We start from the raw sequence: 23,517 nt of genomic DNA, 5'->3' as shown, positions 1-23,517 counted from the left end.
TGGTCGCCCGCGCGGCCCCGGACGGCGAGCGGTGGGAACCGCGCCGCCGGACCGCGGAACCGGACGGAGGCCCCCCGCGTCCCTCCCGGGCATGAGCGAGAAGCCCGCGGAGGAGTCCCGCGACCGGATGGAGAGCGCCGTCGGCTGTCTGCTCGCCGTCCTCGGCGCCGCCGTCACGGGCGCCTTCGCGCTGTCCCGGGCCGCGTACACCATCGAGGGCGGTTTCGAAGGGCACGCCCGGGACTGGGGCGTGATCCTCGTGGACCTGCCGCTCATCCTCTTCGCCGGACTCGTCGTCCCGCCCCTGACCTGGGCGGCGGCCACGCGGTGGCTGCGCCCGTGGGCGGCCGTCCTCGTCTGCGCGGCCGTCGTGGGCCTGGGCCTCTGGGGCCTGGCGGCCGGATGGCACCCGCGACAGGCCCCGGACCCGGGGTACGGGCCCGGCCTCTGACGGCCGCCACGAGGTCGTACGACGATCACGGCCGGACCGGCGGCCACCGGGTCAGACGAGGACCACCGGCCGGCCGACGAGGCCGACGCCCGCCGCGCGCAGTTCGCCGAGCGCGCGGTCGGTGGTGTCGGCGGCGACGCCGACCGTGTGGTCGAGGAGGACGCGCACGTCGAAGCCCTCCCGGACCCCGCCGAAGGCGGTCGCCTTCACGCAGTGGTCCGTTCCGATCCCGACGACGTCGACCCCGTCCACCCCGCGGGCGCGCAGCCAGTCGCCCAGCGGGGTGCCGCTCGCGGTCGCGCCCTCGAAGCCGCTCTTCGAGGCGGAGTGGGCGCCCTTGAGGAAGACCTCCCCCACGGCCCCGGCGGCGACGGCGGCCGCGAAGTCCGGGTGGAACTCGGCGCCCTCGGTGCCGGCGACGCAGTGCACCGGGAAGGAGTCCTCGAAGTCGGGCTCGTCCGAGAAGTGGTCGCCCGGGTCGACGTGGTGGTCACGGGTGGCGACGACGTGCGCGTACCGGTCGCCGGCGCCCCTGACCAGGTCGGCGAGGGCGACGGCCAGGTCGGTCGCGCCGTTCACGGGGACGTCACCGCCCTCGCAGAAGTCCTTCTGCACGTCGACGACGATCAGGGCACGGCGCACGGGAGCCGCCTTTCCTCGGGGGTGGGAAGAGTCCCTGGCATCGTCGCGTCTCCGAGGCGCGCCCGGAGGGGCACGCGCCCGCGTTCACCCGATCGGGATCATGGAAACCCGGCTCTGAGAAAAGGCCCCCCGGCCGCCCTCTCGTCCCCGCCGCCCCCTCGTCCCCGCCGCCCCCTCGTCCCCGCCGTCCGCTCGTCCCCGCCGTCCGCTCCGGGGGGTCGTCCGGCGCCGCCTGCCCGAGACTGGGGAGAGGGAGAGCCACCGAGAAGGACGACGAGAGGGGCGAGCCCATGGACGTGGACGGTGGCGCGGAGGCGCGGCGGTCGCCCCGCCGTGCCCGGTTCGACGTACGGGTCCGGCCCGCGACGGCCGACGGGGTGGTGGTGCTCGAACTGGGCGGGGAGCTCGACCACGACACGGTCGCCCCCCTGCGCGAGGCGGTGGAGGAGCACGTACGGGCCCGGCGAATCGTCGTCGACTGCTCCGGCCTCGGCTTCTGCGACTCGACGGGGCTCAACGCGCTCCTGAAGGCGCGCCTGCGGATGCGGAAGACGGGCGGGCGCCTGGACCTCGCCGGGCTGCGCCCGCCGGTGGACCGGATGTTCGACATCACCGGGGTCAGGGCCGTCTTCCGGGTGTACGAGGACACCACCCGGGCCCTGGCCGATCCGGCCCCGAGGGACGGCGGGGCCGGCCATGACTGACGGTGATGCCGACGCGGACGGTGCCCAGGTGCGGAGGTTGATGGTGCGCGGGGCGCGGCGGGTGGTGTCGCGTTGCCGGGACTTCACGGCGGAGGCGTTGGCGGACTGGGGGTGGCTTCCGGCGCGGAGCGAGGCGGGGGAGGAGCGGGAGGAGCGGGTGGAGGACGTGCTGCTGTTGGTGTCGGAGGTGGTCACCAACGCCTGTCTGCACGCCGGGGGTCCCGAGGAGTTCGTCCTGCGGCACGAACGGGGGCGCCTGCGGGTGGAGGTCGCCGACCTCAGCCCCGAGCCGCCCCGGCCGCGCGCGCCCCGCTCGCCCGCGCTGCCGGGCGGACACGGTCTGATGGTCCTGGACAAGCTGGCGGGGGCCTGGGGATATGAGGTCAGGGGGCCGGGGGCGGCGGGGAAGGTGGTCTGGCTGGAGGTCAGCCGGCCGCCGGGTCGGGTGCCGGACCGTCCTCCAGCAGAGCGGCTCTGAGGTCACCGAGGATCCGGGTGAGCAGCCGCGAGACCTGCATCTGGGAGAGGCCGATCCGCCGGCCGATCTCGGCCTGGGTGAGCTCCTCCCCGAACCGCAGCGCCAGGATGTGCCGGTCGCGTTCGTCGAGCCGGTCGAGCAGCGGCCGCAGCGCGGCGAGGGACTCGATCAGCTCGTAGGCGGGCTCGGCGGTCGCCAGGTGCCGGGGAGCGGCGCCGGAGGTCTCCTCGTCGTCCCCCGCGGGCGTGTCCAGGGAGCGGGTGGCGTAGCCGTGGGCGGCGAGTTGTCCTTCGGCGATTTCTTCCTCGGTGAGGTGGAGGTGGTGGGCGAGTTCGGTGCGGGTGGGGCGGCGGCCGAGGTGTTGTTCGAGGTGGTCGGCGGTTTTGGCGAGGTCGATGCGTAGTTCCTGGAGGCGGCGGGGGACGCGGACGGCCCAGCTCGTGTCGCGGAAGAAGCGTTTCATCTCGCCGACGATGGTGGGCAGGGCGAAGGCGGAGAAGTCGACGGCGCGGTCGGGGTCGAAGCGGTTGATGGCTTTGATCAGTCCGATGGTGCCGACCTGGATGATGTCTTCGGTGGGTTCGGCGCGGTTGCGGAAGCGGCGGGCGGCGAACTTGACGAGGCTGAGGTTGAGCTCGACCAGGGTGTTGCGGACGTAGGCGTGTTCGGGGGTGCCTTCGTCGAGTGAGGTCAGGCGGGTGAGGAGGGCGGCGGAGAGCTGCTGGGCGTCGTCGGTGGAGACGGTGGTGGGCCGGGGCGGCACGGGCAGTCCGTCCAGCGCCGCCCGGCGCATCGAAGCCCCCGGATTCCCGGCGACCTCCGGGCCACGACCGAGGGTGACGGATCGAGTGCGGGGGGTGGACATGGGGCTCCTTCGACGGTGTCGGGACCTGCCCTGACCCCGTAACAGAGGGCGACGGCGCGGGTCCGCCGGTCAAGCGTCTCGAACCAGGATGCCCCGTATCCGATGGTTTGGCACGATTTGCCGAGGGCCCGTGCGGACGGGAGGCGGACACGCCTCCGAACCGGAAGGAGCGGACGATGCCGCGCGGATCGAGCCCCGAGCGGGAGCGACAGACGGCAAGCGCTCGCACAGCGGCGCGCAGGGGCCGACGTACGACCCGCTCCACGCCGAGGCCGGGCGCCGCGACGTGCCCGGCCGCTCCTCGGTGGACGAGGCGGAGCTCAAGAAGGCCCTGGGCGAGGGACGGACCCGGCGGGCCGAAGAGCCGCGTGCCGTGTCCCGGACGACCACCGTCCGGGACACGGCACGAGACCGTCGGGACCTCCGTTCACCAGCGGTACCAGCGGCCGCTGCCGCTCCGCATGAAGAAGCCGAGCACCCACAGCACCAGCAGGGCGATGGCGATGTACCAGAGCACGTCGACCGCGAAACCCGCGCCGAACAGGATCAGGATCACCAGGAGGACGAGGAGCAGGGGAACCATGACGTCACCTCCGTCGTACACGGTGTCGTCCGGCGCGGTCCGCACGGAGACCCGCTACACCGCCCCTGCCCGCTTCCCCCGCGCTCATGCGCCGTCGCCGACGTCCTCCGGGGACACCGGCCGGGGCCCCGCGACGCCCCGGGCGATCCCGAGCCCGACGAGGTCCTCCGGCCGCAGCCGCAACTGGTCGGCGGTCGCACCGGCCTGCTCCGGCGGGCGCTTGAGGATGGCGGCGGCGGCCTCGGGCGCGATGACGGAGAAGTACGCGTCCGGGGTCACCCAGGTGTTCCCCGGGGCGGCGAGCGCCAGCGCCCCGCCCGAACCGCCCTCCCCGACGAGCAGCGAGGTCAGCGGGGTGCGCGCGGTGGCCATGGCGGCGAACAGGTCCGCGATCGCGCTGCCCGCGCCCGAACGCTCCGCCTCCGCGTCGTTGGCGGCGCCCGGGGTGTCCACCAGGGTGAGCACCGGCGTCCCGAGACGTCCGGCGAGCCGCACGAGCCGGGCGGCCGTGCGGAAGCCGGCCGGACGGGTCGCGGTGCCGCACTGCGCGGCGTAGGCGACGGTCCGTCCGTCGGGGAGCCGCCCGAAGCCGCACCGCATCCCCGGGTCGACGCCGCCGCAGCGGTCGCCGGAGATCTCCTCGCGCAGGGTGAAGTGGGCGTCGAGGTAGGCGCCGGCCCGGGGCCGGTCCGGGTGCCGGGCCCGCGCCACGGCCTCCCGGCCGCTCGCGGCGGGCGCGGTGCCGGGGTCCCCGAGCGCGTACGGCGGCGGGACCGGGCCCTCGGCCGGGCGGGTGAGCAGGGACAGCCAGCGCCCGAGGACGGCGCGCAGCGCGTCCGGCGGCACGATCGCGTCGACGTGGCCGTGCGCGAGCTGCGCCTCGGCGGTGTACGCCGCCGGATCCGCGTCCGGCGGCCGCACCCGCGACCCGGCGAAGGCGACCTGGGCGCCCGGCAGGGCCAGGACGACGTCGGAGCCCGCGCCGAGGGTGGCCCAGCCGCCCCCGGTCGTCGGATCCCGCAGGACCGCGACCTGGGGGAGCCCGGCGGCCCGGGTCAGTTCCGACTCGCGGGCCAGGAGCTGGAGCTGGAGGAGCGCCCGCATCCCCTCGTGCATCCGGCTGCCGCCGGTGGCCGGAAGGACCACCACGGGCAGCCGCCGCGCCCGCGCCAGGGCGTGGGCGGCGGCCACCCGCGCCCCCGTCCGCTCCCCGAGGGAACCGCCGAGGAACCGGAACTCGAAGGAGACCAGGACCGCCCGCACCCCGCCCACCGTGCCCGTCCCGCAGACCACCGACTCGTTCTCGCCGGTACGGGCGGCGGCGCGGGCGTGCGCGGCGGAGTACCCGGGCCATCCGATCGGCCCGTCACCGGCCGGCGGGCCCTCGTCGAAGGGCAGTTCGGTGAACTCGTCGGTCACCAGGGCGATCGCCCCGCGCGCCGTCGTCGGGTCGGTCATGCGGGCCTCACAGCCGGTCGCCGGTGCGTGGTATGGGGAACGCGTACGGATGGATCAGCGGTGCGCCCCACCGTACCGCCCGGTCCGCCGCCGCACCGGGGCGGCCCCGCGGGCGGGGCTCAGGCCATGATCCCGCTCCCGTGCGGGGCGTACAGGTCGAGGAGCCGCACCCGGGTCACCTGGAGGCGGTGCGCCAGGATCGAGCCCAGCCAGAACAGGACCGAGGCGCCGAACTCGGCGTCGGAGCGGCACATCGACCGGACGGCCGGGGCGTTGAACTCGTACGCCCGCACCGGGGTCATCGCCTCCGCGCCCGACTGGCACAGGTACGGCGGGAACATCCAGGAGAGACCGACCAGTTCGCCGTGGTGCAGGGTCTCGATCACGGGCGCCCCGCGCCCCGGCACCCGCGCGTCGAGCGTCACCGCTCCCGTCTTCACGATCCAGAAGCGATCGGCGTGCTGCTGCTCCTCGAAGAGGCGGTGGCCGGACTCGAAGTACACGTCCTCGGCGAAGGCCATCAGGCGCTCCCGGTGCTCCGGGGGCAACGTGCTGACCTTGGGCGTGGCACTGCTCATGGCGGGCCCTCCTCGCACACTCGACTCCCACCCCCAGTGTCGGCCAAGGAGCCGCCGCGCGCGCAGGCTCGGGCCACCGGTCACACCGGCCGGACGGCCCCCTCACCCTCCGTGCGCCCCCGCTCCCGGCGGGCCCCGTCCGGCGTGCGCGGGCCGGACGGGGGGCACCTGACGCGGTGGGACGGCACGGGGCCTCAGCGCCGGGCCAGGGCCAGCACGCTCAGGCCGAACATCAGGACGCCCAGCGGGACGTGGACCGCCGGGACGTGCGCGATGCCCACCACCACCTGGACCGAGGCGAGCGCCAGGAAGCCCGACGCGTGCCGGACCGGCCGGGGCGAGCCGCCGCCCGGCTTCCACGCCAGCACCGCCGCGAGCACGTACAGCATCGACGCCCCGTACATCACCCGGGCCCCGACGCCGTGCAGCGTCTCCCCGTACGACGTGGTCAGCAGCAGTCCGGCGGAGACCGCCTGGAGGAAGAGGGTCAGGGTCTGCAGGACGATCGCGGTCCTCAGGAAGGAGGAGCCGCGCCGCACGTCCGCCGTCGCCGTCGTCGCCTCGGTGGCCATGTCACAGTCCCCTTTTCCGCCCCGGGCTTCCCGCCCCCGGGCAGTCGATCGATAAGGTCTCACCCGTTCGACGACGCAGGCCTCCGAAAGGTGAGGCGGGGACTCGCGAAGGCACGACGAGGGGGCGGCCGGAGCATGGGGACTGTCGGGACTGCGGGGACCGGCGCGGACGGCACGGCCGGTGAGCGGGGGCGGCTGATCAACGTCGCCTACCGGCTGCTCGGTTCGGTGACCGAGGCCGAGGACGCCGTCCAGGACGCCTATGCGCGCTGGTACGGACTCCCGCGCGGCAGGCGGGAGGAGATCCTGTCCCCGGGGGCCTGGCTGACGACGGTGACCGGCCGCATCTGCCTGGACCTGCTCGGCTCGGCGCGGGCCCGCCGCGAACGCTACGTCGGCGCCTGGCTCCCCGAGCCGCTGCCCGACCGCGCCGAGTGGGACCGCGCCGGCGCCTCCGCGGATCCCGCGGACCCCGCCGACCGGATCGTCCAGGACGAATCGGTGACCATGGCCTTCCTCGTCGTCCTGGAGTCGATGACGCCCGCCGAGCGGGTGGCGTTCGTCCTGCACGACGTCTTCCGTTACCCGTTCGCCGAGATCGCCGGAGTCCTCGGCCGGACCCCCGCGGCCTGCAGACAACTGGCGGCCTCCGCCCGGCGGCGGGTGGACACCGCGCACGGCCCGGCGCCGGCGGCCGGCCGGGCCGACGTGGTGCGGCACGTCAAGGAGGCGTGGGAGACCAAGGACATCGCGGCCCTGGTCGGGCTCCTCGACCCGGCCGCCGTGATGACCGCGGACGGCGGCGGCATGGTCGGCACCGTCCTGCACCCGGTCGAGGGCGGCGCGCGCATCGCCCGGTACATGGTCGCCATCGCCGACAGGGCCCCGGGGCTCGAACTCCTGGAACGCTCGGTCAACGGCGCGCCCGGCCTGGTGGCCCGGCGCGACGGCGTCGTCGCGACCGTGGCCTCGTTCGACGTCGCCGAGGGGCGCGTCGCCCGGATCTGGGTGGTCCGCAACCCGGAGAAACTCCGCCCGTGGGCAAGGGACTTCCCCGACGCGCCTCAGGGCCCGCCCCGTCACGGCTGACGGCCTCTGACCCCTCCTGCGGGTGAAGCGACCCCGAGGAGACCCCGAAAGCACCCATCCGGGAGGCGTTCCGTGGCGAAGTACCCCTCATGAACGCCACCAGCGACGGGCACCGGCCCGTCCGAGAAGCCACCCGCACCGACCGTCTCCTCGCCGCGCTCGGCGGCCTCCTCGCCGCCTACGTCTCCCTGGCCGTCGCGGACCTCGTGGCCTCCCGGGTGCGACCAGAGGCGAGCCCCGTCGTGGCCGTCGGCGGCGCCTTCGTCGACCGGACCCCCGCGGCCCTCAAGGACTGGGCGATCCGGACCTTCGGCGAGAACGACAAGGCCGTCCTCCAGCTCGGCATCCTCCTCGTCCTCGCCCTGCTCGCCGTCGGGATCGGGCTGCTCGCCCTGCGCCGCCGCGCGCTCGGCTCGGCGGCGGTCGGCGCCTTCGGCGTCCTCGGGGCGCTCGCCGCCGTCACCCGCCCCGACTCGGATTCCGCCGTCGACGCCGTGCCCTCCCTCGTCGGGGCCGCCCTGGGCGCCCTCCTCCTGTACGTCCTCATCGGCCGCCTCCTCGCCCCCCGGGCCGGGACCGGCACCGCCGCCGCCCGCGCGGACCGCAGGAGCTTCCTCGTCGTCGCCGCGTCCACCGGCCTCGCCGCGACCGGCGCCGCCGCCCTCGGCAGGGCCGTCGGCTCGCCCGTCGAGGAGAACGCCACCGCCTCGCGGGCGGCCGTGCGGCTGCCCCGGCCGGCCTCCCCGGCACAGCCCGTCCCCGCCGGGGCCCGGCTCGCCGTCCCCGGCATCAGCCCCTTCACGACCCCCAACCGGGACTTCTACCGGGTCGACACCGCCCTCGTCGTCCCCAAGGTGGACGCTAACCGCTGGCGCCTGCGCCTCCACGGCACGGGCGTCCGCGAGGAGCTCACCCTCACCCTGCGGGACCTCATGGCCCGGCGGACGGTCGAGCGGGACATCACCCTGGCCTGCGTCTCCAACGAGGTCGGCGGCCCGTACGTCGGCAACGCCCGCTGGCTCGGCGTCCCCCTCGCCGACCTGCTGCGCGAGGCCGGAGTCCGCCCGCCCTCCGAGGGCGGCTCCGCCGACCAACTGGTGGCCCGCTCCGTCGACGGCATGACCATCGGCACCCCCGTCGAGGACGTCATGGACGGCCGCGACGCCCTCCTCGCCTTCGGGATGAACGGCGAACCCCTCCCCTTCGAGCACGGCTTTCCCGTCCGCATGGTCGTCCCCGGCCTCTACGGCTACGTCTCCGCCTGCAAGTGGATCGAGTCGATCGAACTGACCACCTTCGACGCGTACGACGCCTACTGGGTCCCGCGCGGCTGGGCCGCCGAGGCCCCCGTCAAGACCCAGTCCCGCATCGACACCCCCCGCCCCTTCGGCCGCCCCGCCGCCGGCACCGTCATGGTCGCCGGGGTCGCCTGGGCCCAGCACCGGGGCGTCCGCCGGGTCGAGGTGCGGGTCGACGACGGCCCCTGGCAGGAGGCCCGCCTCGCCGCCGAGGACACCCGCGACACCTGGCGCCAGTGGACGTACCCCTGGGAGGCCGCCCCCGGCCGCCACACCCTCACCGTCCGCGCCACCGACGGCACCGGCGCCACCCAGCCCGAACGGCGCACCGCCACGATGCCCGACGGGGCCCAGGGGTGGCACTCGGTCGTGGTGACGGTCGAGGGCGGAGAATAGAGGCCGGTGGTCGTAGCTGAGTAACGAACCCGCCGTGCCCACCCGTTCGGGGGACATATGAGGGACACTGCTCCCGTGCGTGGACATCTGCCGGACGAGAACGCCGGTTTCGTGGGACGCCGCACGGAACTGGAGCGCGTATCCGCCGCGTTGGCGGAGCACCGCCTCGTCACCGTGACCGGCGTCGGGGGAGTCGGGAAGACCCGGCTCGCGCTGCGCGCCGCACACCGGGCCGCCGGGCGGTACCCGGACGGGGCCTGGTGGACCGACCTCGGCCAGCTCGACGGCGAGCGGCTGCTCGTCGCGCTCGTCGCCGACTCCGTGGACCTCGCCGACCACACCCCCGGCATGGCCGCCACCGGACTCTGCCGCCGGCTCGCCGACGACCGACTCCTGCTCGTCCTGGACTCCTGCGAGCACCTGGCCGAGCCCTGCGCCCGGCTCGTCACCGAACTCCTCGCCGCCGCCCCCGGCCTCACCGTCCTCGCCACCAGCCGCCGCCCCCTCGGCGTCGAGGGGGAGGAGACGATCGTCCTCGACCCGCTGCCGCCCGCGGGACCGGACGCCCTGGCCCTGCTCCGCCGGGCCGCCGGGGAGGAGTTCCCCGCCGCCGGACCCGCCGGCGAGATCTGCGTACGCCTGGAGGGCATCCCGCTCGCCCTCGAACTCGCCGCGGCGCAGATCCGCCTCCAGGGCGCCGAAGCCGTGCGCGACCAGCTCGGCTCCCGCCTCGACGCCGCCCCCGGCGCCCGCTTCGACCTGCTCGCCCACACCGAGCGCGTCTGGCCCAGCCGCCACCAGACCCTGCGCGCCGCCATCGGCTGGAGCCACGAGCTGAGCACCCCGCTCGAACGGCTCCTCTGGGCCCGCCTCTCCGTCTTCCGCGGCCCCTTCGACCTCGCGTCCGCGACCGCCGTCTGCATCGGCGGCCCGCTGAACCGCGCGACCCTGCCGGAGGCGCTCGACGGACTCGTCCGCTCCTCCGTGGTCCGCCCGCCCGACGCGGCCGGACGCCACCGGATGCTCGACACGATCCGCGAGTACGGGGCGACCTGGCTGGACCGCACCGGCGAGACCGGAACCGTCGCCGACCGGCACGCCGCCCACTTCCGGGGCCTGGCCCGCCGGGCCGGGACCGAGTGGCACGGCGCCCGCCAGCTCCGCTGGTACCGGACCGTCGACGCCCACCACACCGATCTGCGCACCGCCCTGGACCGGCTCCTGCGCACCGACCCCGACGCGGCCCTCGACCTCGTCGGCTCCGTCGCCTTCGCCTGGTCCTGCCGCGGCCGCCTCCGCGAGGCCCGCGACGGCCTCGAACAGGCCCTGCTCCTCAGCGAGGCCCGCGGCCGCGTCCGGGCCCGCGCCCTGTGGGCCCTCGGCGTCACCCTCGTCCTCCAGGGCGAGTTCGGCCCAGCCCAGGACGTCAGCGAGCGCTGCGCCCGCGAGGCCCGGCACGCCGAGTACGCCGACGCCGCCGAACACACCGAACACACCGAACACACCGAGTACGCCGAGCTTCCCGGCTCCGCCGGCCCCGTCGACGGCGCCGGGCGTGCGGAGCACGGGGAGGGCGCCGGGCGGGACCGGCCCGGCGAGCTCACCCTCGACGCCGCCGCCCTCGCCGGCCTCCTCGCCCTCACCACCGGCCGCCCGACGGCCGCGCACGTCGTCGTGGGCCACGTCCTCGACGCCGCCCGCGGCGGACCCGCCGACTCCGCCGCCCGGCTCCGCTGCCACCTCGTCCGGGTCTTCGCCCTCACCGGCCTGGGCCGGCTCGCGGAGGCCCGGGAGCGGGCGCTCCGGCTGCGCGCCCTGTGCGAGGAGCTCGACGAGCACTGGACCCGCACCGCCCTGGAGTACCAGCTCGCCCTCACCGGCCTCCTGGAGGGCGATCCGGCCGCCGCCTCCGGCCACGCCCGCGCCATGCTCGAAGGCACCCGGCGCCTGGGCGCGAGCCTCGGCGTGGCCCTCGGCCTCGACGTCCTCGCCACCGCCCTCGCGGCGGCCGGCGAGGGCGAGCGCGCCGCGGACGTCTCCGGCACCGGCGAGGCGTACTGGCGCTCCACCGGCCAGCCCCGGCGCGGCCTGCCCGGCCTGCGGGCCCTGCACGAGAAGTACACGGACACCGTCCGCGCGTCGATCGGCGAACCCGCCTACGAGGAGATCTTCGTCCGCGCCCTCACCGGCCTCCCGCAGGACGGCCTCGACCGCGCCCTGCGCGGCCCCGGGCACGCCTGACGCGTCCGGACCCGGCGGACACGCCCGCCCCGCCCGGATCGCTCGAACCCGCCCAGCTCGCTCGAACCCGGCGGACACGTTTGAACCCGGCGGACCGGGACATCCGCGACACGGGACCGGCACGCGGCACCGGCCGCCACCGCCGCCGCGACCGCGCACCCGCCCGACCTGCCGGAACGCGCCGGGACGGACCGGAGCGGCACGGGACGGCGCGGAGCGGCGCGGGGCGACGGCACGGGGCCCCGGTGCGTAGAGTCGGCCCGTGAACAGAGCCGTACGAGCCCGTCCGCGTGCGACGGGCCGTACGGCGACCGACCCCCGACGAGGAGACCTCACGTGACCGACCCGGCGTCCACCGCCCTCCAGCAGCAGATCGCCCGGGACCTCCAGGTGTCCGGCACCTTCGACCCGGCGGCGGAGATCGAGCGCCGGGTGGCCTTCCTGACCGAGCAGCTCACCTCCAACGGGCTGCGCGCCCTCGTGCTCGGCATCAGCGGGGGCATCGACTCCACCACCGCCGGCCGGCTCTGCCAGCTCGCCGTGGAGCGCGCCCGCGCCGCCGGCCACGACGCCGTCTTCTACGCGATGCGCCTGCCCTACGGCGTCCAGGCCGACGAGAAGGACGCGCAGGCCGCCCTCGACTTCATCCGCCCCGACGAGGTCCTCACCGTGGACGTGAAGGCGGCGAGCGACGCGGCCCTGGAGGCCTGCGTCGCCGCCGACGTGGTCTTCCGCGACGACCACCACCGGGACTTCGTCCAGGGCAACATCAAGGCCCGGCAGCGGATGATCGCCCAGTACGCGGTCGCCGGAGCCCACAACGGCCTCGTCGTCGGCACCGACCAGGCGGCCGAGGCCGTCTCCGGCTTCTTCACCAAGTTCGGCGACGGCGCCGCCGACGTCGTGCCGCTGACCGGCCTCACCAAGCGGCGCGTCCGCGCGATCGCCGCCGAGCTGGGCGCCCCGGACGGGCTCGTGTGGAAGGTCCCCACGGCCGACCTGGAGACCCTCGACCCGGGCAAGCCCGACGAGGAGGCGCTCGGCGTCACGTACGACGAGATCGACGACTTCCTGGAGGGCAAGCCGGTCTCCGGGGCCGCCTTCGACGCGATCGTCCGCCGCTACGAGCTCACCGAGCACAAGCGACAGTTGCCGATCGCCCCCTGAGCGGAGCGGCGGACCTCCCGCCGTCGGAGGATCCTGGAAGGGGGTCTCACCGGAGGCCCCCGGAACGGACTCCGGAAGGGAGTGCGCCATGTTCGGCGAGACCTCGGCGTTCAGTGGCTTCTCGGTCGACGACATCGACGCCGCCCGGCGGTTCTACGGCGAGACCCTCGGCCTGGAGGTGGAGGAGTCGGGACCCGAGGGCATGGAGATGCTCCTCCTCGTCCTGGCGGGCGGCGCGCGGGTCCTCGTGTACCCCAAGGAGGACCACGCCCCCGCCTCCTTCACGATCCTCAACTTCCAGGTCGACGACATCGAGCGGACCGTCGACGAGCTGGTGGGACGCGGTGTGACCCTGGAGCGCTACCCCGGCTTCGACGCCGACGACAGGGGCATCGTCCGGGGCGGCGGCGGACCGGCCGTCGCCTGGTTCACGGACCCGGCGGGCAACGTCCTGTCCGTGCTCCAGGAGACCTGAGCGCCCGGCCGGCGACCCGCCCGCGGGGCTCCCCGCCCCCCGGACGGGCCCGGCCGGAGTGCGGAGGAGACCCGTACCGCCTCGAATGGGAGCGTGACCGCGCCGCCCGACGACTGCCTCGCCCGCAACGAGTGGATCTGCGGCGCCTACCTCTCCACCCGCAGGGAGGTCCTCGCCGACGCCGTCGTCCAGCACCTCCAGCTCACCGGCGCCTCCGTCGCCCTCGCCCTCCTGATCGCCCTGCCCCTGGCGATCGCCGCCCGCCGCCTGCGCTGGGTCGCCGCCCCCGTCCTCGGGATCACCACGCTGCTCTACACGATCCCGGCGCTCGCGATGTTCTCGCTGCTCCTGCCCCTGTACGGACTCTCCGCCGCCCTCGTCGTGGCCGGTCTCGTCCTGTACTCGCTCACCCTCCTCGTCCGGAACGTCCTCGCCGGGCTCCGCGCCGTCCCCGAGGAGACCCGGCAGGCCGCGCGCGGCCTCGGCTACGGGCCGCTCCGGCTCCTCCTCGCCGTCGAGCTGCCCCTCGCCCTGCCCGCCGCCATGGCCGGGCTGCGCATCGCCACCGTCTCCGCCGTCTCCCTCGTCACCATCGGCGCGATCGTCGGCCACGGCGGCCTCGGCAACCTCATCTACGCGGGGATGAACACCTACTTCAAGGCCCAGGTCCTCACCGCCTCCGCCCTCTGCGTCGTCATCGCCGTCGCCGCCGACCTGCTCCTCCTCGGCGCCCAGCGGCTGCTCACCCCCTGGACCCGGGCGCGGTCCGCGTGAACACCGTCTCCGCCGCCTGGTCCTGGCTCACCACCGCCGCCCACTGGTCCGGCGAGGACGGCGTCTGGCACCGGCTCGGCGAGCACGTCTTCCTCACCCTCGTCTGCCTCGCCGTCGGCTGCGCGATCGCCCTGCCGACCGCGCTGGTCCTCGGCCACCTCGGCAGGGGCGGCGGGCTCGCCGTGAACCTCGCCAACGCCGGCCGGGCCGTCCCCACCTTCGCCGTCCTCGTCCTGCTCCTGCTCAGCCCGCTCGGCCCGTACGGGGAGTGGCCCACGATCATCGCCCTCGTCCTGTTCGCCGTGCCCCCGCTGCTCACCAACGCGTACGTCGGGATGCGGGGCGTCGACCCCGACGTCGTACGGGCCGCCCGGGGCATGGGCATGACGGGCGGCCAGGTGCTCGCCCGGGTCGAACTGCCCCTCGCGCTGCCGCTGGTCCTCACCGGCGTGCGGATCGCCGCCGTCCAGCTCGTCGCCACCGCCACCGTGGCCGCGCTCGCGGGCGGCGGCGGGCTCGGCCGGATCATCACCGCCGGGTTCAACCTCGCCTCCACCCCGCAGGTCGTCGCCGGGGCCGTCCTCGTCGCGGCGCTCGCCCTCCTGGTGGAGGGGGTCTTCGAGGCGGTCCGGCGCCTGACCCCCGCGGGGGTCAGGGGGAGCGGCGCATGAGGGCGCCCCGTCCCCTCGCCGCCCTCTGCCTGCTGACGGCGATCTGCTGCACCGGTCCGCTCGGCTGCGCCGCGGGCCCCTCCCTGAAGGACCGGGACGCCGTCACCGGACGGCCCGGGGACGGGCGCCGGCTGGTCGTCGGCTCGGCCGGGTTCACCGAGAGCGACCTGCTCGCCCAGATGTACGCCCTGCTGCTCCAGGACGCCGGACACCGCACGAAGATCCTCTCCGTCACCAACCGCGAGCTGTACGAACCGGCCCTGGAGAACGGGCAGATCGACGTCGTGCCGGAGTACGCGGCCACCTTCGCCGACTGGCTGAACGCCAAGGCCCACGGGCCGGACGCGCCGCCCGTCGGCTCGCCCGACCCGGCCGCCACCATGAAGGCCCTGCGGGCCCTCGCCGCGCCGCGCGGACTGACCGTCCTCGACCCCGGCCGGGCCGTCGACCAGAACGCCTTCGCCGTCACCGCCGCCTTCGCCGCCGAGCACCGCCTCAAGACCCTCAGCGACCTCGGCGCCTCCGGCCTGCCGGTCCGGCTCGCGGCCGGGGACGAGTGCGTCCGGCGGCCGTACTGCGCCCCCGGCCTGAAGGAGGTCTACGGCATCGACGTGACCGCCGTCGACCCCAAGGGCGTCGGTACGACCCAGGCGAAGCAGGCCGTCCGGAGCGGCCGGGACCACCTGGTCCTCACCACGACCACCGACGCCACCCTCGACGACTTCGGGCTCGTCCTGCTCGCCGACGACAAGCGCCTGCAGAACGCCGACCTCATCGTCCCCGTGGTCAACCGGAACCGCGCCGGGAGCGAGGGCGTCGTCCGCGCGCTCGACCGCCTCAACGCCGTCCTGACCACCGCCGACCTGGCGCACCTCAACGAACAGGTGGACAGTTGGCGCCGCCTCCCGGAGGACGTGGCCCGGAACTACCTCGTGCGCAAGGGCCTCCTGGCGAACCGGCGCCACGACGGATCCCGGCCGTCCGGTCTCCAGCCCGCTGAACGGCGTCCGCCGTCATGACCCTTGCGGGGCGGTCCACGACCCTGCTATCCATTCGTTAGGAAGGTTTCCTTCCAGTTCCGGAGGCGTCAACCCTCCGGTTTCCGGCCCTCGTTCGTCGTTCCGTGGAGACCCTCATGACTTCCGCACGAACCGTACGACCGCGCGCGCGTCGCCTCGGCGTCGCCGGCACCGCCCTCGGCGCCCTCCTCCTCGGCCTCGCCGCCGCCCCGCCGGCCGTGAACGCCGCCCCCGCCCCCGTACCCGTCGCGCCGGCCGGGGCGGCGGCCACCACCCCGGCCGCGATCAACGGACAGCTCAAGGTCTGCGGCACCAAGCTCTGCAACCAGTACGGCAAGCCGATCCAGCTCCGGGGCATGTCCTCGCACGGCACCCAGTGGTACGCCCGGTGTCTGACGGGCGGTTCGCTCGACGCCCTCGCCAAGGACTGGAAGGCCGACGTCCTGCGCGTCTCCACGTACGTCCAGGAGGACGGCTACGAGACCGATCCGCGCAAGTACACCGACCTCGCCCACGCGTTCATCGAGCAGGCCACCGCGCGCGGCATGTACGTGATCGTCGACTGGCACATGCTCGACCCGGGCGACCCCCACCACAACCTCGCCCGCGCCAAGACCTTCTTCACCGAGATCGCCCAGCGCCACGGGAGCAAGACCAACCTGCTGTACGAGATCGCCAACGAGCCCAGCGGCGTGTCCTGGTCCAGGATCAAGAGCTATGCGGAGCAGCTCGTCCCCGTCATCCGCGCCAAGGACCCCGAGACCCCGGTCCTCGTCGGCACGCGCGCGTGGTCCTCGTTCGGCGTCTCGGAGGGCGCGACCGAGTCCGAGGTCGTCTCCAGCCCGGTGAACGCGGCCAACATCATGTACACCTTCCACTTCTACGCGTACTCGCACCGGGACGAGTACCTGAAGACCCTCTCCCGCGCCGCCGACAAGCTGCCCGTCTTCGTCACCGAGTTCGGCACCCAGAACTACGCGGGCGAGGGCGCCGACGACTTCACCATGACGCGGAAGTACCTCGACCTCATGGCCTCGAAGAAGATCAGTTGGGTCAACTGGAACTTCTCCGACGACGAGCGCAGCGGCGCGGTCTTCAAGACCGGCACCTGCGACAGGGGCGGCCCCTGGACCGGCACCGGATCGCTCAAGCCCGCCGGCGTCTGGATCCGCGACCGGATCAGGACACCGGACGACTTCCCGACCTCCTGACCCGCGCCCCGCCTCGCGGCCGGTACGTCCCCGTCGTGCGACCCGCCGCCCGGCGGGGGCGTCCGCGCCCGCGGCGCGCAAAAGTCCAAGCGGTGCGTCCCCCGCGCACATGGCGCCCTCCCGGCGGGCACCGGTAGAACTCGCGGCAGGGCCCCGAGGGCCCCCGCGAGGAGAGGACCCGGACATGAGCACCCACGTCGGCGCGGAGATCGCCGGACAGCCCGACTGCTGGCGCCGGGCCGCGGAGGACGCCGAGCGGTACGCCGGTCTGCTGCCGGAGCGGGGCGAGCGCGTCGCGGTCGTCGGCTGCGGCACCTCCTACTTCATGGCCCGCGCCTACGCCGCCCTGCGCGAGTCCCTCGGCGCGGGGGAGACCGACGCCTTCCCCGCCTCCGACGGGACCCCGCTCGGGCGCGGCTACGACCGGATCGTGGCCCTCACCCGCTCCGGCACCACCACCGAGGTCGTGGACCTCCTCGCCCGCGCCGCGGGCCGCGTCCCCGCGCTCGTGCTCACCGGCGCCCCCGACAGCCCCGCCGGACGGCTCGCCGACCGGGTCCTCGACCTCGGCTTCGCCGACGAACGCTCCGTCGTCCAGACCCGGTTCGCCACCACCGCCCTCCAACTCCTGCGCGCCGGGCTCGGCGTGGACCTCGGACCGGCGATCGCCGACGCCGAACTCGTCCTGTACGAGCGGCTGCCCGCCGTCTGGGAGCGGCGCGGCCAGTTCACCTTCCTCGGCACCGGCTGGACGGTCGGGCTCGCCGACGACGCCGCCCTCAAACTGCGCGAGACGGCCCGCGCCTGGACGGAGTCGTACGCGGCGATGGAGTACCGCCACGGCCCGATCAGCATCAGCGACCGGACCAGCCTCGTCTGGTGCCTCGGCCCCGCCCCCTCGGGCCTCCGCGACGAAGTGGAGTCCACCGGCGCCCTGTTCGCCGCCGACGCCATCGACCCGGTCGCCGCCCTCGTCCGCGCCCAGCGGCTCGCCGTCGCCCTCGCCGCCCGGCGCGGCCTCAACCCCGACCGGCCCCGGCACGTCTCGCGGTCGGTGATCCTCGCCGGTGCGTACCGTCCGACGGATTCGGAGGCGGCCCGTATCCTGCGCTCATGACCGACAACGCTGTCCCGGACCTCGCCGAACTGCCCGGCGACTGGCGGCGCGCGCTCGCCGTCGTCGCCCACCCCGACGACCTGGAGTACGGCTGCGCGGCCGCCGTCGCCCACTGGACCGACGCCGGGAAGGAGGTCGTCTACGTCCTGGCCACCCGCGGCGAGGCCGGCATCGGCGCCCTCGCCCCGGACGTCTGCGGCCCGCTGCGCGAGCGCGAACAGCGGGACAGCGCCGCCGTCGTCGGCGTGGACACCGTCGAGTTCCTCGACCACCGGGACGGCGTGATCGAGTACGGCACCGGACTGCGCCGCGACATCGCGGCCGCGATCCGCCGCCACCGCCCGGAGCTCGTCGTCACCCTCAACCACCGCGACACCTGGGGCGGCGGCCCCGGCGCCCCGTGGAACACCCCCGACCACCGGGCCGTCGGCCGGGCCGTCCTGGACGCGGCGGCCGACGCCGGGAACCGCTGGATCTTCCCCGAGCTGACGGAAGGGGGCCTGGAGCCGTGGGACGGCGTCCGCTGGGTCGCGGTCGCCGCCTCCAGCACCCCCACCCACGCCGTCGACGCGGGCCCGGGCCTGGAGCGCGCGGTCCGCTCGCTCCTCTGCCACCGCACCTACATCGAGGCCCTGACGGACCAGGACCCGGAGGAGTACGTCCGGTCCTTCCTCGCCGGGACGACGGGCGGGGCGGCCGACCGCTTCGGCGGCCGGCCGGCCGTCACCTTCGAGCTGTTCCCGCGCTGACGGAGGCCCTTCCGGGTGGGGGCTCCTTTCAGGCGGGACCCTCCCCGGTGGACTCCCCGCCGTCCACCGCCGCCTCCAGGTCGCCGAACAGCAGCTCGGTGTTGATCGTGACGCCCGCCCGGTAGCCCAGGCCCACCGCGTTGACCACCTGCTCCTGCGGACCGGTCACGTTCCCCGCGGCCCACACCCCGGGCACGCTGGTGCGGCCCGTCCCGTCCACCGCGACGAACTCCCCGAACGGCGTCTCGTCCCTCTTCGCGCCGAGCTGTCGCAGCACTCCGTCCCGGGCCGCGAGGCGCGCCGCCCCGACGAAGACCACCTCGCGCGGCACGAACCGCCCGTCGGCGAGCCGGACCCCGGTCAGCCGGTCGTCCTCCACCGCGAGCCCGGCGACCTCGCCGGTCACGACCTCCACCCCAGCCGCGTCGAGGAGCGCCGCCTCCCGATCGGAGAGCCCGGCGGCGGTGTGGAGGAAGAGGGTCACGTCCGAGGACCAGTGGGAGACCATCAGCGCCTGGTGCGCCGGCATCGCCGGATGGGCGATCACCCCGAACGGCCGGTCGCGGACCTCCCAGCCGTGGCAGTACGGGCAGTGCAGCACGTCCCGGCCCCACCGTTCGGCCACCCCGTCGATCTCCGGCAGCTCGTCGACGAGCCCGGTCGTCACCACGAGCCGCCGCGCGCCGACCGCCGTGCCGTCCGCGAGCGACACGGTGAAGCCGTCCCGCCCGTCCGGCGCCGCCCCCGTCACCCGGCCGGCCCGCCACTCCACCCCGTACGCGGCGATCTCCGCCCGGCCCGCCGCCAGGTACGCGGCGGGGCTCGTGCCGTCCCGGGAGAGGACGCCCTGCATGTGGGGCGTGGGGGCGTTGCGGGGCTCGCCCGCGTCGACGACCAGGGTCCGCCGCCGGGACCTGCCCAGGACCAGGGCCGCGCTGAGCCCGGCCGCGCCGCCGCCGACGACCACCACCTCGTACCGCTCCGTGTGTGCGTTCATGGGGACGAGGCTCGCTCCGAACCTGCCGGAGCAGCAAACGAACTTGCCGTTCCTGCAATATGGGGACCATGACCGAAGACGACCGCATCGACGCCGTCCTGAACGAGGTCGGCCCCCGCCTCCGCCGCGTCCGCCGGGACCGCGGGGTGACCCTGGCCGACCTCTCCGCCGCCACCGGCATCTCCGTGAGCACCCTCTCCCGGCTCGAATCCGGGAGGCGCAGGCCCAGCCTCGAACTGCTCCTGCCGCTCGCCCGCGCCCACCGGGTCCCGCTCGACGAACTGGTCGGCGCGCCGCCCGTGGGCGACCCCCGGGTCAAGGCCAGGCCGATCGTGCGGCACGGGCGCACGATGTATCCGCTGACCCGGCAGCCCGGCGGCCTCCAGGCGTACAAGGTGATCCAGGAGAAGCCGTACGACTGCCCGGAACCCCGGGTGCACGAGGGGTACGAGTGGCTGTACGTGCTCGCGGGCCGCCTCCGGCTCCACCTCGGCGGGCGCGAGGTCGTCCTGACGGCGGGGGAGGCGGCCGAGTTCGACACGCGCGTCCCGCACTGGTTCGGGCCGACCTCCGACGGGCCGGTGGAGTTCCTGAGCCTGTTCGGGCCGCAGGGGGAGCGCATGCACGTCAGGGCCCGGCCGGGGAAGTCCGGCTGACCGGTTCCCTCGCTGCAAGCGACCGCTTAGTATGCAACCGACCGCTCGGTACGGAGGAGGCTTCCGGATGCAGGCATGGCGTGTGTACGAGAACGGCGAACCGGACGCGGTGATGCGCCGCGAAGAGGTGGAGCCGCCCGTCCCCGGCGAGGGCCAGGTCCTCCTGAGGGTCCGCGCCGCGAACGTCAACTTCCCCGACGCGCTGCTCTGCCGCGGCCACTACCAGGTGCGCCCCCCGCTGCCCTTCACCCCCGGAGTGGAGGTCTGCGCCGAGACCGAGGACGGCCGCAGGGTCATCGCCACCACCGCCCTCCCGCACGGCGGCTTCGCCGACCACGCCCTCGCCGACGCCGCCGGGCTGCTCCCGGCCCCCGAGGCCCTCGACGACGCCGAGGCCGCCGCCCTCCACATCGGCTACCAGACCGGCTGGTTCGGCCTGCACCGCCGCGCCGCCCTCAAGGAGGGCGAGACCCTCCTCGTCCACGCGGCGGCCGGCGGCGTCGGCAGCGCGGCCGTCCAGCTCGGCAAGGCGGCCGGCGCCACCGTCATCGGCGTCGCCGGCGGCCCCGAGAAGGCCGCCGTCGCCCGCGCCCTCGGCTGCGACCTGGTGATCGACCGGCGCTCCGAGGACGTCGTCGCCGCCGTCAAGGCCGCGACCGGCGGCCGGGGCGCCGACGTGATCTACGACCCGGTCGGCGGCGAGGCCTACCGGCAGTCCGCGAAGTGCGTCGCCTTCGAGGGCCGGATCGTGGTCGTCGGCTTCGCGAGCGGCACCGTCCCCGCGCCCGCCCTCAACCACGCCCTGGTGAAGAACTACTCGGTCCTCGGCCTCCACTGGGGCCTGTACGCGGCGAAGGACCCCGCCTCCATCGCCCGCTGCCACGAGACCCTCACCGCCTACGCCGCCAAGGGCCTGATCAAGCCGCTCGTCGCGGAACGCGTCCCCTTCGCGGGCGCGGCCGACGCCGTCCGGCGCGTCGCCGACGGCACCACCACCGGCCGCCTGGTCGTCCTCCCGGAAGGGGTCCCCGCGTGACCGGCCCGCACCCGACCGCGCCCGGCGCCGACGAACTCCGGGCGCTCACCCGGACGTTCCTGGAGGCGCACCCGCCCGCCACCACCGACCGCACCGACTTCCTGCGCGCCCGCTTCGACGCCGGCCTCGCCTGGGTCCACTACCCCGTCGGCCTCGGCGGCCTCGACGCGTCCCGCGCCCTCCAGACGGTCGTCGACGCCGAACTCGCCGCCGCCGGCGCCCCCGACAACGATCCGCGCCGGATCGGCATCGGCCTCGGCATGGCCGCCCCCACCCTCCTCGCGTACGGCTCCGACGAGGTCAAGCGCCGCTTCCTGAAGCCGCTGTGGGTCGGCGAAGAGGTGTGGTGCCAGCTCTTCAGCGAGCCCGGCGCCGGCTCCGACCTCGCCGCCCTCGGCACCCGGGCCGTCCGGGACGGCGAGGAGTGGGTGGTCGACGGACAGAAGGTGTGGACCTCCAGCGCCCACCTCGCCCGCTGGGCCATCCTCATCGCCCGCACCGACCCGGACGCCCCCAAGCACCGGGGCATCACCTACTTCGTCTGCGACATGACCGACCCCGGCGTGGAGGTCAGGCCGCTGCGCCAGCTCACCGGCGAGGCCGAGTTCAACGAGGTCTTCCTCACCGGCGTCCGCATCCCCGACGCCCACCGCCTCGGCGAGCCCGGCGACGGCTGGCGGGTCGCCCAGACCACCCTGATGAACGAGCGGGTCTCCATCGGCGGGGCCCGGATCCCCCGCGAGGGCGGCATGATCGGGAAGGCCGCCGCCACCTGGCGCGAGCGCCCCGAGCTGCGCACCCACGAGCTGCACCGGCGCCTCCTCGACCTCTGGGTCGACGCCGAGGTGGCCCGGCTCACCGGCGAACGCCTCCGCCAGCAGCTCGTCGCCGGCCAGCCCGGCCCCGAGGGCAGCGCCATGAAGCTCGGCTTCGCCCGGCTCAACCAGGCCATCAGCGGCCTGGAGGTCGAACTCCTCGGCGACGAGGGCCTGTTGTACGGGGAGTGGGCCATGACCCGCCCCGAACTGGTCGACTTCACCGGCCGCGACGCCGGCTACCGCTACCTGCGCTCCAAGGGCAACTCGATCGAGGGCGGCACCAGCGAGGTGCTCCTCAACATCGTCGCCGAGCGGGTCCTCGGACTGCCCTCCGAGCCCCGCAACGACAAGGACGTCCCCTGGAAGGACCTCGCGCGATGACGGACCAGCCCGACCTGCTCTACTCCGACACCGAGGACGACCTGCGGGCGGCGGTCCGCGCCCTGCTCGCCGACCGGGCCGGCCACGCGGTCCTCCTCGACCGGATCGAGACGGACACCCCGTACGTCCCCGGCCTCTGGAAGTCCCTCGCGACCGACATCGGCGCCGCCGGACTCCTCGTCCCCGAGGAGCTCGGCGGCCAGGGCGCGAGCCACCGCGAGGCCGCCGTCGTCCTGGAGGAGCTGGGCCGCGCGGTCACCCCGCTGCCGTACCTCACCGGCGCGGTGGTGGCCACCGAGACCCTGCTCGCCCTCGCGGCGGAGAGCGCCCCGGCGGCCGAACTCCTCGCCGCCGTCGCGGGCGGCGGCACGGTCGCGGTCCTCGCCGTCCCCCTGTCGACGGCGCCGGACGCGGACCCGCCGTCCGCCCCCTCCGCGGCGGCCGTCGCCGACGCCCCCGCCGCCGACGTCCTGCTCGTCCCGCGCGCCGACGGCCTGTACGCCGTGCCGGCCGGTGAGGCGACGGTCGAGCCGCAGAGCCCGCTCGACCTCACCCGCCCGCTCGCCCGGGTCACCGCGGAACCCGGCACCGGCACCCGGCTCGCCGGACCCGACGCGGCCCGCGCGGCCGTCCGGCGCGGCCTGCTCGCGGGCGCCGGACTGCTCGCCTCCGAGCAGTCGGGCCTCGCCGAACGATGCCTGGAGGACGCCGTCCGGTACACCCGCGAACGCCACCAGTTCAACCGGCCCGTCGGCTCCTTCCAGGCCCTGAAGCACCGCATGGCCCGGCTCTGGCTGGACGTCGTCGGGGCCAGGGCGGCCGCCCGCGCCGCCGCCGACGCCCTCGCCAAGGGCGCCCCGGACGCCCCGCTCACGGTGTCCGTCGCCCAGGCGTACTGCTCCGGGGTCGCGGTCCGCGCCGCAGAGGAGTGCGTCCAACTGCACGGCGGGATCGGCATGACCTGGGAGCACCCCGCGCACCTCGCCCTCAAGCGGGCCAAGGCCGACCAGGTCGCGTTCGGCTCGGCGGGCCGCCACCAGGACGTGATCGCCGCCCTGACGGACCTCCCGGCGCCCCGGTGAGCCGCCCTC

25 protein-coding genes are annotated in these 23,517 nt (G+C 75.3%); 18 read left to right on the top strand and 7 right to left on the bottom strand.

Annotation, left to right across the window (positions count from 1 at the left end):
* Positions 1–91 precede the first annotated feature (91 nt).
* The gene (locus ACFYNX_RS13235; RefSeq protein ID WP_388661010.1) at positions 92–451 is read left to right on the top strand and encodes a hypothetical protein; all 360 of its coding nucleotides are present in this window, start codon (positions 92–94) and stop codon (positions 449–451) included.
* Positions 452–502: 51 nt separating this feature from the next.
* On the opposite strand, the gene ACFYNX_RS13230 is transcribed toward ACFYNX_RS13235, so the two are convergent.
* Positions 503–1,093: an isochorismatase family protein gene (locus tag ACFYNX_RS13230; RefSeq protein WP_365543774.1), complete on the bottom strand. Its 591-nt coding sequence runs from the start codon at positions 1,091–1,093 to the stop codon at positions 503–505.
* Positions 1,094–1,383: 290 nt separating this feature from the next.
* Between ACFYNX_RS13230 and ACFYNX_RS13225 the strand changes: the two genes are divergently transcribed.
* Both ACFYNX_RS13225 and ACFYNX_RS13220 read left to right on the top strand, forming a co-directional pair.
* Positions 1,384–1,797: an STAS domain-containing protein gene (locus ACFYNX_RS13225; protein WP_388661007.1), complete on the top strand. Its 414-nt coding sequence runs from the start codon at positions 1,384–1,386 to the stop codon at positions 1,795–1,797.
* The gene (locus ACFYNX_RS13220) at positions 1,790–2,275 is read left to right on the top strand and encodes an ATP-binding protein (protein ID WP_388661004.1); all 486 of its coding nucleotides are present in this window, start codon (positions 1,790–1,792) and stop codon (positions 2,273–2,275) included. The genes ACFYNX_RS13225 and ACFYNX_RS13220 overlap by 8 nt, the downstream gene beginning before the upstream one ends.
* Here the strand turns inward: ACFYNX_RS13220 and ACFYNX_RS13215 are convergent.
* The 5 genes from ACFYNX_RS13215 to ACFYNX_RS13195 form a co-directional block, all read right to left on the bottom strand.
* A complete protein-coding gene (locus ACFYNX_RS13215) occupies positions 2,223–3,140 on the bottom strand; it encodes a SigB/SigF/SigG family RNA polymerase sigma factor (protein ID WP_388661001.1) in 918 nt (305 codons plus the stop codon). The genes ACFYNX_RS13220 and ACFYNX_RS13215 overlap by 53 nt on opposite strands.
* 427 nt (positions 3,141–3,567) lie before the next feature.
* Positions 3,568–3,723 (bottom strand): hydrophobic protein, encoded by a 156-nt coding sequence (locus ACFYNX_RS13210; RefSeq protein WP_125668070.1) that lies wholly within the window; start codon positions 3,721–3,723, stop codon positions 3,568–3,570.
* Positions 3,724–3,807: 84 nt separating this feature from the next.
* A complete protein-coding gene (locus tag ACFYNX_RS13205) occupies positions 3,808–5,181 on the bottom strand; it encodes a carboxyl transferase domain-containing protein (RefSeq protein ID WP_388660998.1) in 1,374 nt (457 codons plus the stop codon).
* Between the two features lie 119 nt (positions 5,182–5,300).
* Positions 5,301–5,759, bottom strand: a complete 459-nt coding sequence (locus tag ACFYNX_RS13200) for a Crp/Fnr family transcriptional regulator (protein WP_388660995.1) — start codon at positions 5,757–5,759, stop codon at positions 5,301–5,303.
* A gap of 194 nt (positions 5,760–5,953) precedes the next feature.
* On the bottom strand, positions 5,954–6,331 hold the full coding sequence (locus ACFYNX_RS13195; RefSeq protein ID WP_365543194.1) for a hypothetical protein: 378 nt from the start codon (positions 6,329–6,331) through the stop codon (positions 5,954–5,956).
* Between the two features lie 135 nt (positions 6,332–6,466).
* Here ACFYNX_RS13195 and sigJ point away from each other — a divergent pair, with 135 nt between their 5' ends.
* From sigJ to ACFYNX_RS13140, 11 genes are all read left to right on the top strand, one after another.
* Entirely contained in the window at positions 6,467–7,420 is a 954-nt protein-coding gene (gene sigJ / locus ACFYNX_RS13190) for an RNA polymerase sigma factor SigJ (protein ID WP_388660992.1), read from the top strand.
* Positions 7,421–7,509: 89 nt separating this feature from the next.
* Positions 7,510–9,114, top strand: coding sequence for a molybdopterin-dependent oxidoreductase (locus ACFYNX_RS13185; protein WP_388660989.1), 1,605 nt, complete (start codon positions 7,510–7,512; stop codon positions 9,112–9,114).
* A gap of 75 nt (positions 9,115–9,189) precedes the next feature.
* Positions 9,190–11,355, top strand: a complete 2,166-nt coding sequence (locus tag ACFYNX_RS13180) for an ATP-binding protein (RefSeq protein WP_388660986.1) — start codon at positions 9,190–9,192, stop codon at positions 11,353–11,355.
* Positions 11,356–11,691: 336 nt separating this feature from the next.
* Positions 11,692–12,522 (top strand): ammonia-dependent NAD(+) synthetase, encoded by an 831-nt coding sequence (gene nadE, locus ACFYNX_RS13175; protein WP_365543205.1) that lies wholly within the window; start codon positions 11,692–11,694, stop codon positions 12,520–12,522.
* 88 nt (positions 12,523–12,610) lie between these two features.
* Positions 12,611–12,997, top strand: coding sequence for a VOC family protein (locus tag ACFYNX_RS13170; protein WP_388660983.1), 387 nt, complete (start codon positions 12,611–12,613; stop codon positions 12,995–12,997).
* A 93-nt stretch (positions 12,998–13,090) separates the two neighbouring features.
* The gene (locus tag ACFYNX_RS13165; protein ID WP_388660980.1) at positions 13,091–13,771 is read left to right on the top strand and encodes an ABC transporter permease; all 681 of its coding nucleotides are present in this window, start codon (positions 13,091–13,093) and stop codon (positions 13,769–13,771) included.
* Positions 13,768–14,442 (top strand): ABC transporter permease subunit, encoded by a 675-nt coding sequence (locus ACFYNX_RS13160; RefSeq protein ID WP_365543213.1) that lies wholly within the window; start codon positions 13,768–13,770, stop codon positions 14,440–14,442. Before ACFYNX_RS13165 ends, ACFYNX_RS13160 begins: the two co-directional genes overlap by 4 nt.
* On the top strand, positions 14,439–15,461 hold the full coding sequence (locus tag ACFYNX_RS13155) for an ABC transporter substrate-binding protein (RefSeq protein WP_388660976.1): 1,023 nt from the start codon (positions 14,439–14,441) through the stop codon (positions 15,459–15,461). Before ACFYNX_RS13160 ends, ACFYNX_RS13155 begins: the two co-directional genes overlap by 4 nt.
* Before the next feature lie 116 nt (positions 15,462–15,577).
* A complete protein-coding gene (locus ACFYNX_RS13150; RefSeq protein WP_388660974.1) occupies positions 15,578–16,672 on the top strand; it encodes a glycoside hydrolase family 5 protein in 1,095 nt (364 codons plus the stop codon).
* Positions 16,673–16,856: 184 nt separating this feature from the next.
* Positions 16,857–17,789, top strand: a complete 933-nt coding sequence (locus ACFYNX_RS13145) for an SIS domain-containing protein (RefSeq protein ID WP_388660971.1) — start codon at positions 16,857–16,859, stop codon at positions 17,787–17,789.
* Positions 17,786–18,538: a PIG-L deacetylase family protein gene (locus tag ACFYNX_RS13140; RefSeq protein WP_365543224.1), complete on the top strand. Its 753-nt coding sequence runs from the start codon at positions 17,786–17,788 to the stop codon at positions 18,536–18,538. The genes ACFYNX_RS13145 and ACFYNX_RS13140 overlap by 4 nt, the downstream gene beginning before the upstream one ends.
* A gap of 28 nt (positions 18,539–18,566) precedes the next feature.
* Here ACFYNX_RS13140 and ACFYNX_RS13135 read toward each other — a convergent pair whose 3' ends face one another.
* Positions 18,567–19,535 (bottom strand): NAD(P)/FAD-dependent oxidoreductase, encoded by a 969-nt coding sequence (locus ACFYNX_RS13135; RefSeq protein WP_388660968.1) that lies wholly within the window; start codon positions 19,533–19,535, stop codon positions 18,567–18,569.
* A gap of 68 nt (positions 19,536–19,603) precedes the next feature.
* On the opposite strand from ACFYNX_RS13135, the gene ACFYNX_RS13130 reads away from it, so the two are divergent.
* The 4 genes from ACFYNX_RS13130 to ACFYNX_RS13115 all read left to right on the top strand — a co-directional run bounded on the left by ACFYNX_RS13130 (position 19,604) and on the right by ACFYNX_RS13115 (position 23,508).
* The gene (locus tag ACFYNX_RS13130; RefSeq protein WP_365543230.1) at positions 19,604–20,191 is read left to right on the top strand and encodes an XRE family transcriptional regulator; all 588 of its coding nucleotides are present in this window, start codon (positions 19,604–19,606) and stop codon (positions 20,189–20,191) included.
* A 67-nt stretch (positions 20,192–20,258) separates the two neighbouring features.
* Positions 20,259–21,227, top strand: coding sequence for an NADPH:quinone oxidoreductase family protein (locus ACFYNX_RS13125; protein WP_388660965.1), 969 nt, complete (start codon positions 20,259–20,261; stop codon positions 21,225–21,227).
* Entirely contained in the window at positions 21,224–22,426 is a 1,203-nt protein-coding gene (locus ACFYNX_RS13120; RefSeq protein WP_388660962.1) for an acyl-CoA dehydrogenase family protein, read from the top strand. Before ACFYNX_RS13125 ends, ACFYNX_RS13120 begins: the two co-directional genes overlap by 4 nt.
* The gene (locus tag ACFYNX_RS13115) at positions 22,423–23,508 is read left to right on the top strand and encodes an acyl-CoA dehydrogenase family protein (protein ID WP_388660959.1); all 1,086 of its coding nucleotides are present in this window, start codon (positions 22,423–22,425) and stop codon (positions 23,506–23,508) included. The genes ACFYNX_RS13120 and ACFYNX_RS13115 overlap by 4 nt, the downstream gene beginning before the upstream one ends.
* Positions 23,509–23,517 lie beyond the last annotated feature (9 nt).

The organism is Streptomyces sp. NPDC007872 (genome assembly GCF_042868165.1).
GTDB lineage: Bacteria > Actinomycetota > Actinomycetes > Streptomycetales > Streptomycetaceae > Streptomyces.
Note: the sequence above shows the minus strand (reverse complement) of the source record. Positions and strands in the feature narration are given on the sequence as shown.